17 protein-coding genes are annotated in these 15,296 nt (G+C 67.5%); 10 read left to right on the forward strand and 7 right to left on the reverse strand.

Translation table 11 applies throughout. The features are described from left to right. Nucleotides 1-91 precede the first annotated feature (91 nt). Entirely contained in the window at nucleotides 92-1,480 is a 1,389-nt protein-coding gene (locus tag AC1RT8_RS22420; protein ID WP_493078503.1) for an MATE family efflux transporter, read from the forward strand. Here AC1RT8_RS22420 and AC1RT8_RS22425 read toward each other — a convergent pair. Then, the gene (locus AC1RT8_RS22425) at nucleotides 1,431-2,138 is read right to left on the reverse strand and encodes an MJ0042-type zinc finger domain-containing protein (RefSeq protein WP_493078703.1); all 708 of its coding nucleotides are present in this window, start codon (nucleotides 2,136-2,138) and stop codon (nucleotides 1,431-1,433) included. The two genes, AC1RT8_RS22420 and AC1RT8_RS22425, sit on opposite strands and share 50 nt — an antisense overlap. Before the next feature lie 176 nt (nucleotides 2,139-2,314). Here AC1RT8_RS22425 and ftsE point away from each other — a divergent pair, with 176 nt between their 5' ends. Genes ftsE through AC1RT8_RS22445 form a run of 4 tightly spaced genes read left to right on the forward strand, consistent with a single transcriptional unit; the run spans nucleotide 2,315 to nucleotide 5,131 of the window. Then, nucleotides 2,315-3,025, forward strand: a complete 711-nt coding sequence (ftsE, locus tag AC1RT8_RS22430; protein WP_493078505.1) for a cell division ATP-binding protein FtsE — start codon at nucleotides 2,315-2,317, stop codon at nucleotides 3,023-3,025. Continuing rightward, entirely contained in the window at nucleotides 3,022-3,915 is an 894-nt protein-coding gene (locus AC1RT8_RS22435) for a cell division protein FtsX (protein ID WP_493078507.1), read from the forward strand. The genes ftsE and AC1RT8_RS22435 overlap by 4 nt, the downstream gene beginning before the upstream one ends. Continuing rightward, nucleotides 3,912-4,448 carry a YdcF family protein gene (locus AC1RT8_RS22440; RefSeq protein ID WP_493078509.1) on the forward strand — a complete coding sequence of 179 codons (537 nt, stop codon included), beginning with the start codon at nucleotides 3,912-3,914 and terminating at the stop codon, nucleotides 4,446-4,448. Before AC1RT8_RS22435 ends, AC1RT8_RS22440 begins: the two co-directional genes overlap by 4 nt. Further along, on the forward strand, nucleotides 4,445-5,131 hold the full coding sequence (locus AC1RT8_RS22445) for a lysophospholipid acyltransferase family protein (RefSeq protein WP_493078511.1): 687 nt from the start codon (nucleotides 4,445-4,447) through the stop codon (nucleotides 5,129-5,131). The genes AC1RT8_RS22440 and AC1RT8_RS22445 overlap by 4 nt, the downstream gene beginning before the upstream one ends. A gap of 2 nt (nucleotides 5,132-5,133) precedes the next feature. Here the strand turns inward: AC1RT8_RS22445 and AC1RT8_RS22450 are convergent, their stop codons facing one another. Next, a complete protein-coding gene (locus tag AC1RT8_RS22450) occupies nucleotides 5,134-6,042 on the reverse strand; it encodes a prephenate/arogenate dehydrogenase family protein (RefSeq protein WP_493078513.1) in 909 nt (302 codons plus the stop codon). An 89-nt stretch (nucleotides 6,043-6,131) separates the two neighbouring features. Between AC1RT8_RS22450 and AC1RT8_RS22455 the strand changes: the two genes are divergently transcribed. The 5 genes from AC1RT8_RS22455 (at nucleotide 6,132) to AC1RT8_RS22475 (ending at nucleotide 10,331) form a co-directional block, all read left to right on the forward strand. Further along, on the forward strand, nucleotides 6,132-7,685 hold the full coding sequence (locus AC1RT8_RS22455; protein ID WP_493078514.1) for a flavin monoamine oxidase family protein: 1,554 nt from the start codon (nucleotides 6,132-6,134) through the stop codon (nucleotides 7,683-7,685). Between the two features lie 46 nt (nucleotides 7,686-7,731). After that, nucleotides 7,732-8,850, forward strand: coding sequence for a homoserine O-acetyltransferase MetX (gene metX / locus AC1RT8_RS22460; protein WP_493078515.1), 1,119 nt, complete (start codon nucleotides 7,732-7,734; stop codon nucleotides 8,848-8,850). Then, the gene (locus AC1RT8_RS22465; RefSeq protein ID WP_493078517.1) at nucleotides 8,847-9,275 is read left to right on the forward strand and encodes a GNAT family N-acetyltransferase; all 429 of its coding nucleotides are present in this window, start codon (nucleotides 8,847-8,849) and stop codon (nucleotides 9,273-9,275) included. The genes metX and AC1RT8_RS22465 overlap by 4 nt, the downstream gene beginning before the upstream one ends. After that, nucleotides 9,272-9,859 carry a methionine biosynthesis protein MetW gene (gene metW, locus AC1RT8_RS22470; RefSeq protein WP_493078519.1) on the forward strand — a complete coding sequence of 196 codons (588 nt, stop codon included), beginning with the start codon at nucleotides 9,272-9,274 and terminating at the stop codon, nucleotides 9,857-9,859. Before AC1RT8_RS22465 ends, metW begins: the two co-directional genes overlap by 4 nt. A 61-nt stretch (nucleotides 9,860-9,920) precedes the next feature. Next, a complete protein-coding gene (locus AC1RT8_RS22475; protein WP_493078521.1) occupies nucleotides 9,921-10,331 on the forward strand; it encodes a response regulator in 411 nt (136 codons plus the stop codon). Here AC1RT8_RS22475 and AC1RT8_RS22480 read toward each other — a convergent pair. From AC1RT8_RS22480 to AC1RT8_RS22500, 5 genes are all read right to left on the reverse strand, one after another. Continuing rightward, nucleotides 10,318-11,865, reverse strand: a complete 1,548-nt coding sequence (locus tag AC1RT8_RS22480) for a sensor histidine kinase (protein WP_493078523.1) — start codon at nucleotides 11,863-11,865, stop codon at nucleotides 10,318-10,320. The two genes, AC1RT8_RS22475 and AC1RT8_RS22480, sit on opposite strands and share 14 nt — an antisense overlap. Nucleotides 11,866-11,887: 22 nt before the next feature. Next, nucleotides 11,888-12,427 (reverse strand): single-stranded DNA-binding protein, encoded by a 540-nt coding sequence (ssb, locus tag AC1RT8_RS22485; protein ID WP_493078525.1) that lies wholly within the window; start codon nucleotides 12,425-12,427, stop codon nucleotides 11,888-11,890. A gap of 10 nt (nucleotides 12,428-12,437) precedes the next feature. Further along, nucleotides 12,438-14,297, reverse strand: coding sequence for a ferrous iron transporter B (gene feoB, locus AC1RT8_RS22490; RefSeq protein ID WP_493078527.1), 1,860 nt, complete (start codon nucleotides 14,295-14,297; stop codon nucleotides 12,438-12,440). A gap of 12 nt (nucleotides 14,298-14,309) precedes the next feature. Continuing rightward, on the reverse strand, nucleotides 14,310-14,564 hold the full coding sequence (locus tag AC1RT8_RS22495) for a FeoA family protein (protein ID WP_372856457.1): 255 nt from the start codon (nucleotides 14,562-14,564) through the stop codon (nucleotides 14,310-14,312). 66 nt (nucleotides 14,565-14,630) lie between these two features. Next, the gene (locus AC1RT8_RS22500) at nucleotides 14,631-15,293 is read right to left on the reverse strand and encodes a COQ9 family protein (RefSeq protein ID WP_493078530.1); all 663 of its coding nucleotides are present in this window, start codon (nucleotides 15,291-15,293) and stop codon (nucleotides 14,631-14,633) included. Nucleotides 15,294-15,296: the final 3 nt, after the last annotated feature.

Consider the following 15,296-nt stretch of genomic DNA (forward strand, 5'->3'; position numbering starts at 1 on the left):
TTCCTCCTGACAGCTGAAGCTTCGCAACCTCAGTCTGCTCGGACAGAACCGGATGAACAACCTATCGAAAGATCACAGCTAGCAGGACGCGATGCGCGGTATCGCCCCTTCCTATCCGATCGGAGACGAAACCCGGCGAATCCTGGGACTCGCCTGGCCGGTGATGCTGACCAGCCTCAACTGGACGATCCTGCACGTCACCGATGTGGTGGTGGTCGGGCTGGTCGGTACCGAGGAGGTCGCTGCCCTGGGCGCGAGCCGCTCGCTGACCTTCGTCGCGATCGTCGCCGGTCTCGCTGCCCTGTCGGGGGTACTGGTCCATGCCTCGCGCGCCGATGGCGCTGGCGATTTGGAGCGCACAGGGGCGGTGCTGCGCGAAGGCTTGTTGCTCGCCCTGCTGCTGGGCAGCGCGGCGGGGCTTGTGCTGCTGCTCTTCGCGGCGCCGATGCTCGCCGGCATGGGCGTGGCGGAGGGACTCGTCCCCCGATCGGCGCGCGTCGTGCAGGTGATGGCGCTCTGCTTCCCGTTCCAGCTGATCATCGTGGCGGCCAGCTTCTTCCTGGAAGGAGTCAGCCGCCCGCGCCGGGTGACGACGGTCAATCTCGCGATCCTCCCGATCAACGCGGTGCTGGCCTGGGCGCTGTCGGGCGGTCATCTCGGGTTGCCCGCGCTTGGTGCTGTCGGGGCAGCGGCGGCGACAGCGATCGCCTCGGCGATCGGCGCCTTCGGGATGATCGGTGCTGCCTGGACATTGCCGCGGGCGAAGCTGCGCGGGGTGCATGACCTGTCGCTCGCGGCATGGCGAAGCGTTCCGGCCGGCGCGGCGCGGCTGGCGGCGTTCGGCGTGGTGCCGGCGATCGCTTCGGGGCTCGAGCTGGCCGGCTTTTCGATCCTGATCGCGCTGTCCACCCGGCTCGGCGACGCGGCGGCGCATGCCTTCCAGATCGTCTTCTCGATCCACAATGTCACCTTTTCCGTGGCGCTCGGGCTGGGATCGGCAGCGGGCGTGCGCGTCGGCAATGCGGTGGGAGAAGGCGTGCCGCGCCAGGCCCTTCCGCGCACGGTGATCGCAGCGTCGATCGCGGCGCTGCTCACCGGGCTGCTCGCCCTGCTGTTGGTGATAGGAAGCGCGGCTATCGTCGCGCTGTTCCCGGCGACCGAGGAGGTGCATTTGCTCGCGCTGGCGATGGTGCCTTTATGGGCGCCCTTCATCCTGTTCGACGGGGTTCAGGTGGTGTTCGTCTATGCACTCCGTTCGCTCGGCGATCAGGTCGTGGCCGGAGGCAACAGCATCATCGCCTTCTTCCTGGTGACGGGCGGGGCTGGCTGGGGGCTGATCCATCTCGGCTGGGGGCTCACCGGGCTGGTCTATGCCTCGGGCATCGGCATGGTCGCGGCCACGCTGCTGCACGGCAGCCGCTTCGCGCTGGTCAGTTGGCGGATTCGCCGGAAAAGCTCAGCACCAGCTGCTTCGAATTGACCGGCACGTCGAGCTTCGCGCTGTTGAACTCGACCGTACCGTGCGGGGCCAGCGACATCGTCTCGGGCCTGATCGTCCAGCTATAGACCAGCCGGTTCTGCGCATCCTTCAGCTCTACACGGATGTCGGGGACGGGCTGGCGCTGGTCGGTCGGGTTCACCACCCTGCCGCTGATCGCGAACATCTCGCTGCCATTGGCCAGGTCGCGCCGGTCGATCGGGTTGTTGACGATCTTGAGCGGCGTCGGCGGGGTGCCGATCGGCAGGCCGAACTGCTTGGCGAGGCCGGGCGCGCCCGAATAGAGGATGGCGGCAGCGCCCACCAGCATGGCGAAGCCGGCCGCAAAGGCCGCCATGGTCCAGCGCTTTGCCGGGTTGCGGCGCGGTCGGAAGGGCGGCTGATGCGCGAAGGCGTCGTAATCCGGCGCCGTGCCGGGTGGTGCGATCTCGACATCGGGCGGTGGAGGGGGCGCCGGGGTCGGGGCGGGGCGTGGCGATGCCGTACCGCCGGCTTCTGCCCGGGCGACCAGATCGAGCACCTGGCCAGGCTGGAACCAGCTATGCTTGCAGCTCGCGCACCGCACGGTCCGTCCTTCGGACCCGATCGCCGAATCGGGTACGAGGTAACGAGTCCGGCATTGGGTGCATTCGAGGATCATCTTGGCCGCTTCCGGCGCCGCGGACCGCGCCGCGCCTGTCCCGAATCTAAGCACGCACCAGCGGCCCGTGGCAAGCCTTTCGGGTCGGCGCCCTCACGCCCGCGCTTGTGGCGCGCGCCCCGAACGTGCGATGGCGGTGGCGGGGCATCAGTAATGAAGCGAGCGTTGCGCCGGTAATGGCGAATATCGTCCAGTTCGAGAATGTGGGGCTGCGCTACGGCACGGACCAGGAGACGTTGTCCGACGTCAGCTTCACGCTGTCGACCGGCTCCTTCTATTTTCTCACCGGAGCGAGCGGCGCGGGCAAGACGTCGCTGCTGAAGCTGCTCTATCTCTCGCAGCGCCCGACCCGCGGGATGATCCGGCTGTTCGGCGAGGATGCGGTGACCCTGCCGCGCAAGCGCTTGCCCGGTTTCCGGCGACGGATCGGCGTGGTGTTCCAGGACTTCCGGCTCGTCCCGCACCTTTCAGCCTATGACAATATCGCGCTGCCCCTGCGCGTTTCCGGCGTTCCCGAAAGCGATGTCGAGGCGCCGGTGCGCGAGATGCTCGCCTGGGTGGGCCTGTCCGACCGGGTCCAGGCCAGGCCGCAGACACTGTCGGGCGGCGAGCAGCAGCGCGTGGCGATCGCCCGGGCCGTGATCGGCCGACCCGAAATCCTCGTCGCCGACGAGCCGACCGGCAATGTCGATCCCGATATGGCCGAACGATTGCTCCATTTGTTCGATTCGCTCAACCGGCTGGGCACCACGGTCGTCGTCGCGACTCATGATTTCCACCTGCTCGGGCGCATCCCCAATGCGCACATGATGCGGCTCGACAAGGGGCGCCTGCTCGATCCAACGGGATCGCTACGCTTCCCACCGCCACCGGCCGAGTCCGAATGAGCGTCCGGCTGATCGCCTCCGCCGCGGATCGCCGCCTGCTCGACGAGAGCCGGGGCACGCGCGCGATGATGTGGATCATGGCGATCATGCTGTTCCTGACGGTACTGGCGGCCGCGCTGGGACTCGGCACGCTGAGTGCCGCGACCTTGCTCGACCGGCAGCTGGCGGGGCGACTGACGGTCCAGATCGTCGAGCCGGCCGATCGCGCCCGCGAAGACCAGACGGCAAAGGCGCTGGCTGCGTTGCGCGGCCTGCCCGAGGTGTCGCGCGCCGTCGAGGTGAACCGTGCCGAGCTCGCCAAGCTGCTCGGCCCCTGGCTCGGGCCGGACGGCGCCGATCCCGATCTGCCGGTGCCGGCGATGATCGACGTCGACCTGGGCATCGCCAACGACGCCGCCGTCGCCCGGGTGACGAGCACCGTGCAGGCGGTCGCGCCGGCGGCCCGGGTCGACCGGCACGAAAGTTGGATGTCGCCGGTCAGCAATTTCATGAACATGGTCACCTGGCTCGCCGCCGGGCTGGTCGCGCTGATGGCGGCCGCCACCGGGGCCGTCGTCATCCTGGCCGCGCGCGCCGGGCTCGAGACTCACCGCGACACGATCGAGGTGCTGCACATGCTCGGCTCGACCGACATCCAGGTCGCGCGGTTGTTCCAGCGGCGGATTGCGCTCGATACCTTGTTCGGCGGGGCGCTGGGCACGCTGGTCGCGGCTGGGATGGTGGTCCTGGTCGGGTTGCAGCTCGCGACCCTGGGGTCGGACTTGCTCGGCGGATTGCAACTGTCGACGCGCGACTGGATTCTGCTCTCCATGCTTCCGCTCGCCTTCGCCCTGTTAGCGACCTATGCGGCGCGGCTTGCGGTGCTCGGTGCACTGAGGCGGATTCTGTGATCATGCGCACCCTTGGCGTGCTGGCGCTGCTCTGGGCCGCGGGCTTTGGGCTGTTCCTGCTCGCCATGCCCAAGCCGCTGGAGAATGCGACAACCGACGCGATCGTGGTGCCGACCGGTGGCGCGGGGCGGATCGACCGCGGTATCGTGCTGCTCAAGGCGCGTGCCGCGAAGCGCATGCTCGTGACCGGCGTCGCGCCCGAGGTGCGGCCGGTCGAGCTGGCGCACGAATATCGCGAGGCGCCGTCGCTGTTCGCCTGCTGTATCGATCTCGGCCGCGAGGCGGTCGACACCCGCTCCAATGCCGAGGAGACGGCCGACTGGGTGAAGCGGCATCATTATAAATCGGTGCGTCTGGTCACCTCGGACTGGCACCTCGCCCGGGCGCGGCTCGAGCTGACCAACGCGCTCGACGGCGATGTCGCGGTGCTGGGCGATGGCGTGCCGAGCAAACCGCGCTTCGGCCTGCTGGTCGCCGAATATAACAAGCTGCTGCTGCGCCGCGTGGCGCTCTGGCTGGGGATCGGCGCATGATCTGGTTCCGGACGATCCTGTTCATGATCGTCTTTTACGGCATTTCGGTCCCGATCGTGCTGCTCACGCCGGTCACGGCGCTGTTCGGCCGCAAGGCGCTGATCGTTCACACCCATTTGTGGACGAAGTTCCACGGCTGGGCGACCGAGTATATCCTGGGCATCCATCGTCGGGTGGAGGGCAATCTGTTCGCCCCCGGCCCGGTGATCTACGCCGCCAAGCACCAGGCGATGTACGAGACGCTGGAACTCGGCCGGCTGCTGCGCACCCCGGCGATCGTGATGAAGCAGGAACTTGCCTCGATTCCGGTCTGGGGCTGGGCGGCACGACGCTATGGCGTCATCGTCGTCGATCGCGAGGCCTCGGCCGGTGCGCTGCGGCGGATGGTACGCGAGGGCCAGGCCGAGCTGGCGCTGGGGCGCTCGATCCTGATCTTTCCGGAAGGTACGCGAGTGCCGCCGGGCGAGCAGCCGCCGCTGCGTGCGGGTTTTGCCGGCCTTTACCAGATGCTCAAGATCCCGGTGATCCCGGTCGCGATCGACAGCGGCAAGGTGTGGCCGAAGCGCGGCCCCAAGCTGCCCGGCGTGGTGACCTTCCGCTTTGGTGAGCCGATCCCGCCCGGCCTGCCCCGCGCCGAGGCCGAGCGCCGGGTACACGAAGCGATCAATGCCCTCGATATCTAGGGCTATTCGTGCGTCCGGCCGAAATCGGGGGCCGGATCGTCCTGGCCCTGCTCGATGATGCCGCGCCGGATCGCCCTTGTCTTGGTGAACAGGTCGAACAATTCGTCGCCCTTGCCCCAGCGGATCGCGCGCTGCAGCGCCGACAGGTCCTCGGAGAAGCGCTGCAGCATGTCGAGCACCGCCTCGCGATTGGCGAGGAACACGTCGCGCCACATGGTCGGGTCGGACGCGGCGATGCGCGTGAAGTCGCGGAAACCGCCGGCCGAATATTTGATCACCTCGCTGCGCGTCACCTCCTCCATGTCGGAGGCGGTGCCGACGATGGTGTAGGCGATCAGGTGCGGCAGATGGCTGGTGATGGCGAGCACACGGTCGTGATGGCCGGGCTCCATCGTCTCCACCTCGGCGCCCAGCCGGCGCCAGAATTCGCTGACGCGCTCGATCGCGACCGGATCGGCGCCCTCTGGCGGCGTCACGATGCACCAGCGCTTGTGGAACAGCGTGGCGAAACCCGCCTCCGGGCCGCTGCGCTCGGTGCCTGCGACGGGATGCGCCGGGATGACCGTTGCGCCAGGCAGCGCTTCGGCCAGCGCGCGTACGACATCCTCCTTGCATGACCCGACATCGCTGACGACCGCATCGGCTGGCAGGTCGGCGGCGATCTCCGCCCCCACCGAACCCATCGCACCCACCGGCACGCACAGGATGATCAGATCGGCATCGATCACCGATGCGCCGGCCGTGTCGGTCACGTCGTCGAACAGCTGGAGCCGGTCGGCGATCGCGCGGACCTCGCCATCGGCGTCATAGCCGGTCAGCCGCACCGTGGGCATCTGGGCGCGGACGGCATGCGCGATCGAGGAGCCGATCAGGCCGATGCCGATGATGGTTATACGAGCGAAGGGAAGCATGGCCGCCCGCATGGCTCATGGCTTTCACTAAGGCAAGCTGGCGCTCTGCCGTACTCCTGCTAGGAAATGCGAAAGCAGGGGAAAGCTGGATGCGGGGCAGTTCGACTTTCTGGGGAGCGCTGGAAGCGGCGCGCCGGATGAATCTGGCGGCAGCGGGGGAGAAGCCGCCGGTCGAAGGATCGCCGGGGCTGAGCCGCCGCGCCTTGCTCAAGGCGATCGGTGCGGCCGGTCTCGTCGCCGCCGTGCCGCGTCCGCTGCGCGCCGCGCCGATCCATGGCCCGGTCGCGATCATCGGCGGCGGCATCGCCGGGCTGACCGCTTTGTGGCGCCTCACCCAGGCCGGGATCGACGCGCGCATCTATGAGGCGCGGCCGCGTCTCGGCGGGCGCATGTTCACGCACCGGCCGGCGGACGGCGCGCCGATGGAGATCGGCGGCCAGCTGGTCAATTCCGACCATGACGACATGCACAAGCTGGCCAAGGCGTTCGATATCGGCCTGATCGATCGCAAGGGCGAGGCGCATCGCACCCTGGTGCTTGCCAATGGCGCGGTGCTGTCGACTGCCGCGCTTGCCGAGGCGCTCCGCCCGATCGCCGCGCAGATCGCGCTGGATTCGGATCGTCTCGACAAGGCTTATGAACGGACCGCGCGGGAACTCGATCGCCTCTCGATCAGCGGTTACCTCGACAAGCATGCCGACAAGCTGCCCCAGCCCTGGGTACGCCAGTTGATGGAGGCGACCAGCCGCACCGAATATGGCGTGGAGCCTGGCCAGGCCTCGGCAATCGAGCTGGTGTTCAACCTGCCGACGGTCGATGGCGAGCGAGTCGATGTGCTCAGCCACAGCGACGAGCGCTATCTGATCGACGGCGGCAGCGGCGCGCTGATCGCGGCGATGCAGGCAAGGCTCGGCAACCGTGTCGAAACCGGCAAAAGGCTGTTGCGGATCGACACGCATGGCGCCGGCGCGCGCCTGACCTTTCTCGACGGCACGTCAGTCACTGCCGGTGCGGTGATCGTCGCGGTACCCGCGCCGCTGATGCGCCAGATCGACTTCCGCGTGCCGCTGCCGCCCTTGTGGCGCCGCTTCATCGCCGAGGTGGACCTGGGGTATAACGAGAAGGTTCAGGCCGTCATGACGTCACGCCCCTGGGAGGGGCCGATGGGGCGCGGTGGCGAGCTGTGGCAGACCGACGCTTTGGCCGGTGCCGCGCTGGGCTGGGACGGCGGCATTCGACCGGCGACCGATGCCGGCAGCGTCTGGACCTGGTTCCTTGGCGGCGACGAGGTAACCGCTGCTGATGCCATGGACCCGAACCAGCTCGCGCGCCGCTTCGCGACCATGGCGGAGGGCGGCGTGCCGGGCTTCGGCGCGGCGATGAGCGGCGTGGTGCGGCGCACCGGCTGGCATCGCGATCCGCTGACGCTCGGCGCCTATGTCAATTTCCGGCCCGGCCAGCTCACCCGTTTCGGCGAGCTGATCTGGGTCGAGGGCGAAAGCGGGCCGAAGCACCGCGCCCTTGCGGGGCGGCTCCAGTTCGCCGGTGAGCATCTGTCGGATGCCTATCCGGGCTATATGAATGGCGGCGCGCAGACCGGGCGGATGGCGGCCGAGGCGATCATGGCCGCGCATCTCGCTTGAACGCCAACGCTTGAACGGGGGCGCATCGCGGCCTAACGCCGCGTCAATGTCGGACGATGCGCGCTTTGGGCTGGATCGCCATGTCACCCTGCCCGGGCCGCTACGGCTCGATGGTGGCGCGCTGCTGTCGCCGGTCGATATCGCCTACGAAACCTATGGCACACTCGCGCCGGACGGCGGCAACGCGATCCTGATCTGCCACGCGCTGACCGGTGACCAGAATGTCGCGAGCAACCACCCGATCACCGGCAAGCCCGGCTGGTGGACCCGGCTGGTCGGCTCCGGCAAGCCGGTCGATCCCGATCGTCATTTCATCATCTCCAGCAACGTTCTCGGCGGCTGCACCGGCTCCTCGGGCCCGGCGACGGTCAATCCGGCGACCGGCAAGCCCTGGGGCATGGGCTTTCCGGTCATCACCATCCGCGACATGGTTCGGGCGCAGGCGATGCTGCTCGATCATCTCGGCGTCGATCGGCTCGCGGCGGTGATCGGCGGCTCGATGGGCGGCATGCAGGCGCTGAGCTGGTCGGCGACCTTCCCGGATCGGGTCAGGGCGGCGATCGTCATCGCGTCGGCCGCGCGGCACACGGCGCAGAACATCGCCTTTCACGAGGTCGGCCGCCAGGCGGTGATGGCCGACCCGAACTGGCGCGGCGGCGACTATTACGAAACGGGCGACCCTCCCGCGGCCGGCCTCGCGGTCGCGCGCATGGCGGCGCACATCACCTATCTGTCGGAAGCGGGGCTGACCGAGAAGTTCGGCCGCCGCCTGCAGACGCGCAGCGCCAAAAGCTTCGGCTTCGACGCCGATTTCCAGGTGGAAAGCTATCTGCGCCACCAGGGGATCAGCTTCGTCGACCGGTTCGATGCCAATTCCTATCTCTACATCACCCGGGCGACCGACTATTTCGACCTTGCCGAGGAACATGGCGGGCAGCTCGCGAACGCTTTCCGTGCGAGCAAGGCGCGCTTCTGCCTGATCAGCTTCGATACCGACTGGCTCTATCCTACCTCGGAATCGCGCGCGATCGTCCATGCGCTCAACGCGGCGGGCGCCCCGGTCAGTTTCGTCGAGCTGAACAGCCCGTTCGGCCACGACGCCTTCCTGCTCGATTCGCCCGGCATGAACCGGGTGATCGACGGTTTTCTGAGGGCGGGCGCATGATCGGCTTCCGGCTGACGACCGATCGCGCCGAGATGCAGGTCGAGGCGATCCACGCCTATCTCGTCCGGAGCTATTGGGCGGCCGGCATCCCGCGCGACCTGGTGGATCGGGCGATCAACGGCTCGTACTGCGTCGGCGCGTTCGACGGCGATGCGCAGATCGGTTTCGCGCGCGTGGTGAGTGACGGCGCGACCTTCGCCTATCTCGCCGATGTCTATGTGCTCGAGGCGCATCGAGGCCAGGGCATCGCCCGCGCGATGGTGGCGGAATTGCAGGCGCTGCCCGAGCTTCAGGGGCTACGGCGCTGGATCCTCGGCACGCGCGATGCGCACGGCGTCTACGAAGCGCTTGGCTGGGAGCGGGTGACCGATACGACGCTGTTCATGCAGCGCTACTTTCCCGACGTGTACGGGGCTGCGACATGAGCCTCCGCCCCGACCTTGCCGTCATCGCCGACAATGTCGCGCCGGGCAGCCGTATCCTCGATGTCGGATGCGGCGACGGCGCGCTGATGGCGGTGCTGCGCGACGCGAAAGGTGTCGACGCGCGCGGGCTGGAGCTGGATGCGGGCAATGTCGCCGCGGCGGTCTCGCGCGGATTATCGGTAATCCAGGGCGACGCGGATTCGGATCTGGCTGACTATCCCGAGGCCAGCTTCGACTATGCGATCCTCAGCCAGACGCTGCAGACGACGCGGCGGCCGGATGTGGTGCTCGATCATCTGCTCCGGATCGGCCGGCGCGCTTTTGTCTCCTTCCCCAATTTCGCGCATTGGCGCGGACGAACCTCGCTGATGTGGGGCGGACGGATGCCGGTGACCCGGCTGCTGCCCGAGCAATGGTACGACACGCCCAACATCCACCACGTCACGATCGACGATTTCCGGGGCTTTGTGAAAGAGCGCGGCATCACGGTGGAGGGGGCGTGGTTCCTGTCCGGCGACAAGCGCACGACCTCGGCGGCGGCCAATTTCTTCGCCGAGCATGCGGTGTTCCTGCTCAGGAATTGATGTCGATCAGGAACTCTTCGGTCCCTTCGCGTGTTTGCGGCAGGAAGTTTCCGAGGACTCCATGCCGACTACCGCCCTTATTGTCGAAGACGAGATTTTCGTGGCGCTCGATCTCGAGCGGATCCTGACCGACGCCGGCTATCATGTGAAGGCGATTGCGGCGGATCGTCTCGGCGCGATCGAGGCCGCCGATGATTGTCATTTCGCCCTGATCGACGTGAATCTCCGCGACGGACCCACGGGCCCGGACCTCGCCGCGACGCTCGCGCGCGATTACGGCGTGAAAGTGATCTTCGTCACCGCCAATCCAGCGCAGATCGGCACCGCCAAGGGCGCACTCGGCTACATCCGCAAGCCCTTCTCCGAAGCGGCGATCCTGGCGGCAGCGGCAATGGCCAGTGCCGGCACGCCGCACGGCGACGCGGCCAATGATGACCTCGTATTGCTCGATCGCGAGATCAGCGGCGGCTGAACGCGCGTTCGGGCACCTCGATCGTCACCACCAGTCCTTCCGGCATCCAGTCGCGGGTAATCTTGCCGCCGAGTTGCCGCACCGCGCTCATTTCCATCAGCTGCGATCCGAAACCCTTCATCGCTTCCGGTGACGTCACCGGCGGCCCGCCGGTTTCAGTCCAGCGCAGTGTGATGCCGGCATCCATGGCGGCGATATCGAGCGTGATCCGTCCGGCATCGTTGACCAGGGCGCCATATTTGGTCGCGTTGGTGGCAAGCTCATGGAACAGCAGGGCGAGCGGGGTCGCCGAACGGTCGTCGATCTCGACATCGGTGCCGTTGATGGCAATCCGTTCCAGATCGGCCGACTGATAGGGGCGGAAAAGCTCGCCCAGCAGGCCGTGCAGGCTGTTCTGCGACACCGCCGGGCGCGAATTCGCGCTGTGCGGCCGGACGAAATCATGCGCCCGGCCAAGCGCGGTGATCCGCTCGCGCAGGTCCTCGGCGATGCCGGCCAGCTCGGGCTTGGTGCGGGCGGCGAATCCGACCAGCCCGGCGATCACAGCGAAGATATTCTTGATGCGGTGGCTCAGCTCCTGCGCGATCACCTCGCGTTCCTCGCTCGCTTCCTTCTGCTCATGCACGTCGGTGCAGGTGCCGAACCAGCGGACGATCGCGCCCGATTCGTCGCGCAACGGCAGCGCGCGGCCCAGGGTCCAGCGATACGCGCCATCCGCACGGCGCAGGCGATATTCGATCTGATAGGGATCACCCGTCGCGAGCGAGTGACGCCAGGTCTCCCAGGCGCGCGGCTGATCTTCGGGGTGGAACATGCCATTCCATTCCTCGCCGTCGGTCGAGCCTTCGGGCACGCCGGTAAACTCGTACCAGCGCGCATTGTAATAATCGTGATAGCCGTCGGGCAGGGTCGACCACACCATCTGCGGCATGGCATCGGCGAGCACACGGAAACGGTTGTGGCTTTCGTTGAGCGCACGGTGGGTGGCGTTCTCGGTCTCGCGCCATGCGGCCGCATCGCGGCTGTCGCGCAGCCGGGCCATCACCGCTTCGGCCAGGGTCATGAGCCCCATATGCTGCAATGACGTCAATCCGTCGCGCGGCACGGTGTCGATCACGCAGAGCGAACCGAGCGGCACGCCGTCGTCCGAAACGAGCGGAGCGCCGGCATAGAATCGGATATAAGGATCGCCGGTGACCAGCGCATTGTCGGCAAAGCGCTGGTCCCGGGTCGCGTCGGGCACGACCATGATTTCGGTCCCGCGCATCGCGAAGGCGCAGAAGCTGGTCTCGCGCGGCGTCTCGGTCGCCTCCAGCCCGGTGCGGGCGAGGAAGGTCTGGCGGCGTTCCTCGACCAGGCTGACCAGCGCGATCGGCGCGTCGCACAAGGCCGCGACAAAGTCGGTGATCTGGCTCAGCCCGTCATGGTCGCGCAGCGATTCGAAATCATGCGCGGCCAAAGCCTCGGCACGCGCCGCCTCGTCGATCAGCCAGCCCGAAGGAGCGGCCGAACCGGCCGGAGAAACGTCGTTCATGAGGGGTGAACGCGCGAGACGGTCAGAAGGGCACGTCGTCGTCGAGATCGTCCGCAAAGCTGCTGCTGCCGCGATTCGCCGGAGCGCCGCCGCCACGGCTTCCGCCGCCGCCGCCGAAGCCACCCGACGATCCGCCGCCGAAATCGTCATTGCCGCCGAAATCGTCGCGCTGGCCGCCGCCAAAGCCGCCACCGCCGCCGCCGCCACCGGGCGCGCCATCGAGCATGGTCAGCACGGAATTGAAGCCCTGCAGCACGATCTCGGTCGAATATTTGTCCTGGCCCTGGGCGTCCTGCCACTTACGGGTCTGCAGCGCGCCTTCGATATAGACCTTGCTGCCCTTGCGCAGATAGCGCTCCGCGACGTTCGCCAGACCTTCGTTGAAGATCGCGACCGAATGCCATTCGGTCTTTTCCTTGCGCTCGCCGGTGTTCTTGTCCTTCCAGCTGTCCGAAGTGGCGATACGCAGGTTCACCACCTTGCCGCCATTCTGGAAGGAGCGGCTTTCGGGGTCGCGCCCCAGATTGCCGACGAGAATGACCTTGTTGACGCTGCCCGCCATATGTTTCTTCCTACAAACCGAGTCCGATAGCGGCCCAATAGGTCGCCCCTGCAGCGATGTAGGCGAGCGCGAACAAATAGCCAACCATGAAGGCCGGCCACTTCCACCCATTCGTTTCCCGTCGGGTAACGGCGATGGTCGAAATACATTGCGGCGCGAAGACGAACCACATCAGGAAAGCGAGTGCTGTCGGCAGGCTCCAGCGGCCGCGCAGGCGATCCGCCAGCTTGGTCTCGCCCGCCACCTCCTCGGGATTGTCGATCGAATAGACCGTCGCGATCGCCCCGACCGCTGCCTCGCGCGCGGCCATCGCCGGCAGCAGGGCGAGCGCGATGTCATGATTGAATCCGATCGGCTTCACGACGACCTCGATGCCCGAAGCGATTCGTCCGGCGATCGAATATTCGCTCTGCTTCTGCCCCGCCGGCGCGGCCGGATAGCTCGCCAGCGCCCAGAGCAGCACGACCGTCAGCGCGATGGTGGTGCCCGCGCGCTTCAGGAAGATGACGGCACGGCTCCACAGCCCGATCAGCACATCGCCAAGCCGCGGCCATTGATATTTCGGCATCTCCATCATGAAGCCCGACGAGGCGCCCTTGGTCACCGTCCGCCGCAGCACCAGCGCCGCGACGAACGCCCCGACGATGCCGAGCACATACAGGCCGAACATCACCAGCCCCTGCAGCCCGACCAGCGGCAGCACCCTCGTGTTGGGGATCAGCGCGCCGATCACCAGCGTATAGACCGGGAGCCGCGCCGAGCAGGTCATCAGCGGCGCGATCAATATCGTGGTCAGCCGGTCCTTCTCATCGTCGATCGTGCGCGTCGCCATGATGCCGGGCACGGCGCAGGCGAAGCTCGACAGCAGCGGAATGAAGGCGCGGCCCGACAGGCCGACATGCGCCATCAGCCGGTCCATCAGGAAGGCGGCGCGGACCATATAGCCCGATGCTTCGAGCACCAGGATGAAGGTGAACAGGATCAGGATCTGCGGCAGGAACACCACGACGGCGCCGACGCCCGCGATCAGCCCGTCGACGATGAGCGAGCGCAGGAATCCGGCCGGGAGTTCGCTGCCCGCCAGGGTGGAGAGCCAGGCCATGCCCGATTCGATCCAGCCGATCGGCGCCTCGGACCAGGCGAATACCGACTGGAACATGACGAACAACAGGCCGAGCAGCAGGATCGGCCCCACGACCGGATGCAGCGCGATCGCATCGAGCGCATGGCCCCAGCGCCGCGTCGGCGTCTCGGAAATGGTCGACGCCACCGCGATCGTGCGGGCGCGGCGCTGCAGCGTGACGATGTCCTCCTGCACGCTGCCGTCGCTGGCACGCAGCTGCTTGGCGGCGCCATGGACCAGGATATCGCCCAGCCGCGCCTTGAGGTCCTCCAGCCCGCGCCGGCGGACCGCGACGGTCGGCACGACTGGCACGCCAAGCTCGCGCGACAGCCGTTCTGGATCGAGGATCAGTCCGTCGCGCTCGGCCAGGTCGAACATGTTGAGCGCGACCACCACGGGCAGCCCCAGCGCGATGAGCTGCAGCGTGAAGCGCAGATGATTGTCGAGATTGGCGGCATCGACCACCACGACCAGCGCGTCGGGCAGGCGCTCACCCTCCTGGGTGCCGGTCACCACGTCGCGCGTGACTCGTTCGTCCGGGCTCGATGGTTCGAGGCTATAGGCTCCGGGCAGATCGACCAGCTCGACCGGGCGGCCATCGGGCAGCGCGAGACGCCCCGAATGCCGCTCCACCGTCACGCCGGGGTAATTGCCGACCTTCTGACGCGCGCCGGTCAACGCGTTGAACAGCGCGCTCTTGCCGGCGTTGGGATTGCCGACCAGCGCCACCAGCGGCGCGGCGTTCACTTGGTGCCCAATCTAGCCGGCGATGGGGGAAACATGGATCGCACCCGCCACGGCGCGGCGGAGCGCGACGGTCATGCGGCCGATGCGGCAGGCGATCGGGCCCTTGCCCAAAGTTGCGCGGTGCAACACTTCGACTCCGACGCCCTCGTCGAAGCCAAGCTCGCGCAGGCGTCGCGCTTCCGGCACACTCAACTCGGTCCAGGCGATTCCGGCGACCGTCGCGCGCTGGCGATGGGGTAGCGATTCGAGGCTGAGAGGCGTTTGCACCAGTTCGCAATAAGGCCGTTGCGATTGATTATCAATAACCGTCGCGCGAATTAGCGCATGCCGACGTCACACCACCGGATAGCGTAGCCGTCCGATGAAGCGCGACAGGCTCGGCATATGCTCGGTGCGCGCCAGGAAGCCCGATTTGGCCTTTTCGAATCGCATGATCCCCTCGATCCGCCGGGCGAGAAAGGCGCGGGTATCGGCCCAATTCTCGCTCTCGTCGTCAAGAAACACGGTGATCGTCGCGGCATAGACGCCCGCGAGGATCGTGCGCTTGGTGTAATGATTATAGTCGGTCGCGGTATCGCCCGCCGCCCGCCACATCAGGTCGGCCGCGCGCCAGCCGAGTGTCGCGCCCCGCACCATATTCTGCGGCATCGCGAGGACCGCCAGCGCGCGGCGCAGCGCCTCGCGATTCGGCGCGGCCTCGGCAAGGCGTGCCTCGACCAGCGCGGTGATCTTCGCGCGGATCTTCATCGTGGCGAGCCGCTCGGGCGGCAGGGCGATCGCCATCGCCGCATCGATCGCGCCGAACCAGGCGTCGATCATGTCGGCCGCGCCACCGGGAAAGGCGACCTTTGCGATATCGCGGTCGACCCCAGCCGACGCCGCGGCGGCATCGCGTGCCGCGTCGTTCCAGCCGTCGAACGCGGCATTGGCCGCGATCAGCGGCGCCAGCGCCGCGCGCACCTCGTCGAGCGTCGGGTCCTCGGGCAGGGCGGCCATCAT

This window comes from Sphingomonas sp. GW821-FHT10F11 (assembly GCF_058809095.1).

Bases quoted from the DNA above. Each gene is read 5' to 3' on its own strand.
- AC1RT8_RS22500 (WP_493078530.1), bottom strand. From the start codon at position 15,293: ATGGCCGCCCTGCCCGAGGACCCGACGCTCGACGAGGTGCGCGCGGCG.
- AC1RT8_RS22480 (WP_493078523.1), bottom strand. From the start codon at position 11,865: ATGAACGACGTTTCTCCGGCCGGTTCGGCCGCTCCTTCGGGCTGGCTG.
- ftsE (WP_493078505.1), top strand. From the start codon at position 2,315: ATGGCGAATATCGTCCAGTTCGAGAATGTGGGGCTGCGCTACGGCACG.
- AC1RT8_RS22435 (WP_493078507.1), top strand. From the start codon at position 3,022: ATGAGCGTCCGGCTGATCGCCTCCGCCGCGGATCGCCGCCTGCTCGAC.
- AC1RT8_RS22475 (WP_493078521.1), top strand. From the start codon at position 9,921: ATGCCGACTACCGCCCTTATTGTCGAAGACGAGATTTTCGTGGCGCTC.
- AC1RT8_RS22450 (WP_493078513.1), bottom strand. From the start codon at position 6,042: ATGCTTCCCTTCGCTCGTATAACCATCATCGGCATCGGCCTGATCGGC.
- AC1RT8_RS22445 (WP_493078511.1), top strand. From the start codon at position 4,445: ATGATCTGGTTCCGGACGATCCTGTTCATGATCGTCTTTTACGGCATT.
- AC1RT8_RS22465 (WP_493078517.1), top strand. From the start codon at position 8,847: ATGATCGGCTTCCGGCTGACGACCGATCGCGCCGAGATGCAGGTCGAG.
- metX (WP_493078515.1), top strand. From the start codon at position 7,732: ATGTCGGACGATGCGCGCTTTGGGCTGGATCGCCATGTCACCCTGCCC.
- AC1RT8_RS22425 (WP_493078703.1), bottom strand. From the start codon at position 2,138: ATGATCCTCGAATGCACCCAATGCCGGACTCGTTACCTCGTACCCGAT.
- AC1RT8_RS22420 (WP_493078503.1), top strand. From the start codon at position 92: ATGCGCGGTATCGCCCCTTCCTATCCGATCGGAGACGAAACCCGGCGA.
- AC1RT8_RS22455 (WP_493078514.1), top strand. From the start codon at position 6,132: ATGCGGGGCAGTTCGACTTTCTGGGGAGCGCTGGAAGCGGCGCGCCGG.
- metW (WP_493078519.1), top strand. From the start codon at position 9,272: ATGAGCCTCCGCCCCGACCTTGCCGTCATCGCCGACAATGTCGCGCCG.
- ssb (WP_493078525.1), bottom strand. From the start codon at position 12,427: ATGGCGGGCAGCGTCAACAAGGTCATTCTCGTCGGCAATCTGGGGCGC.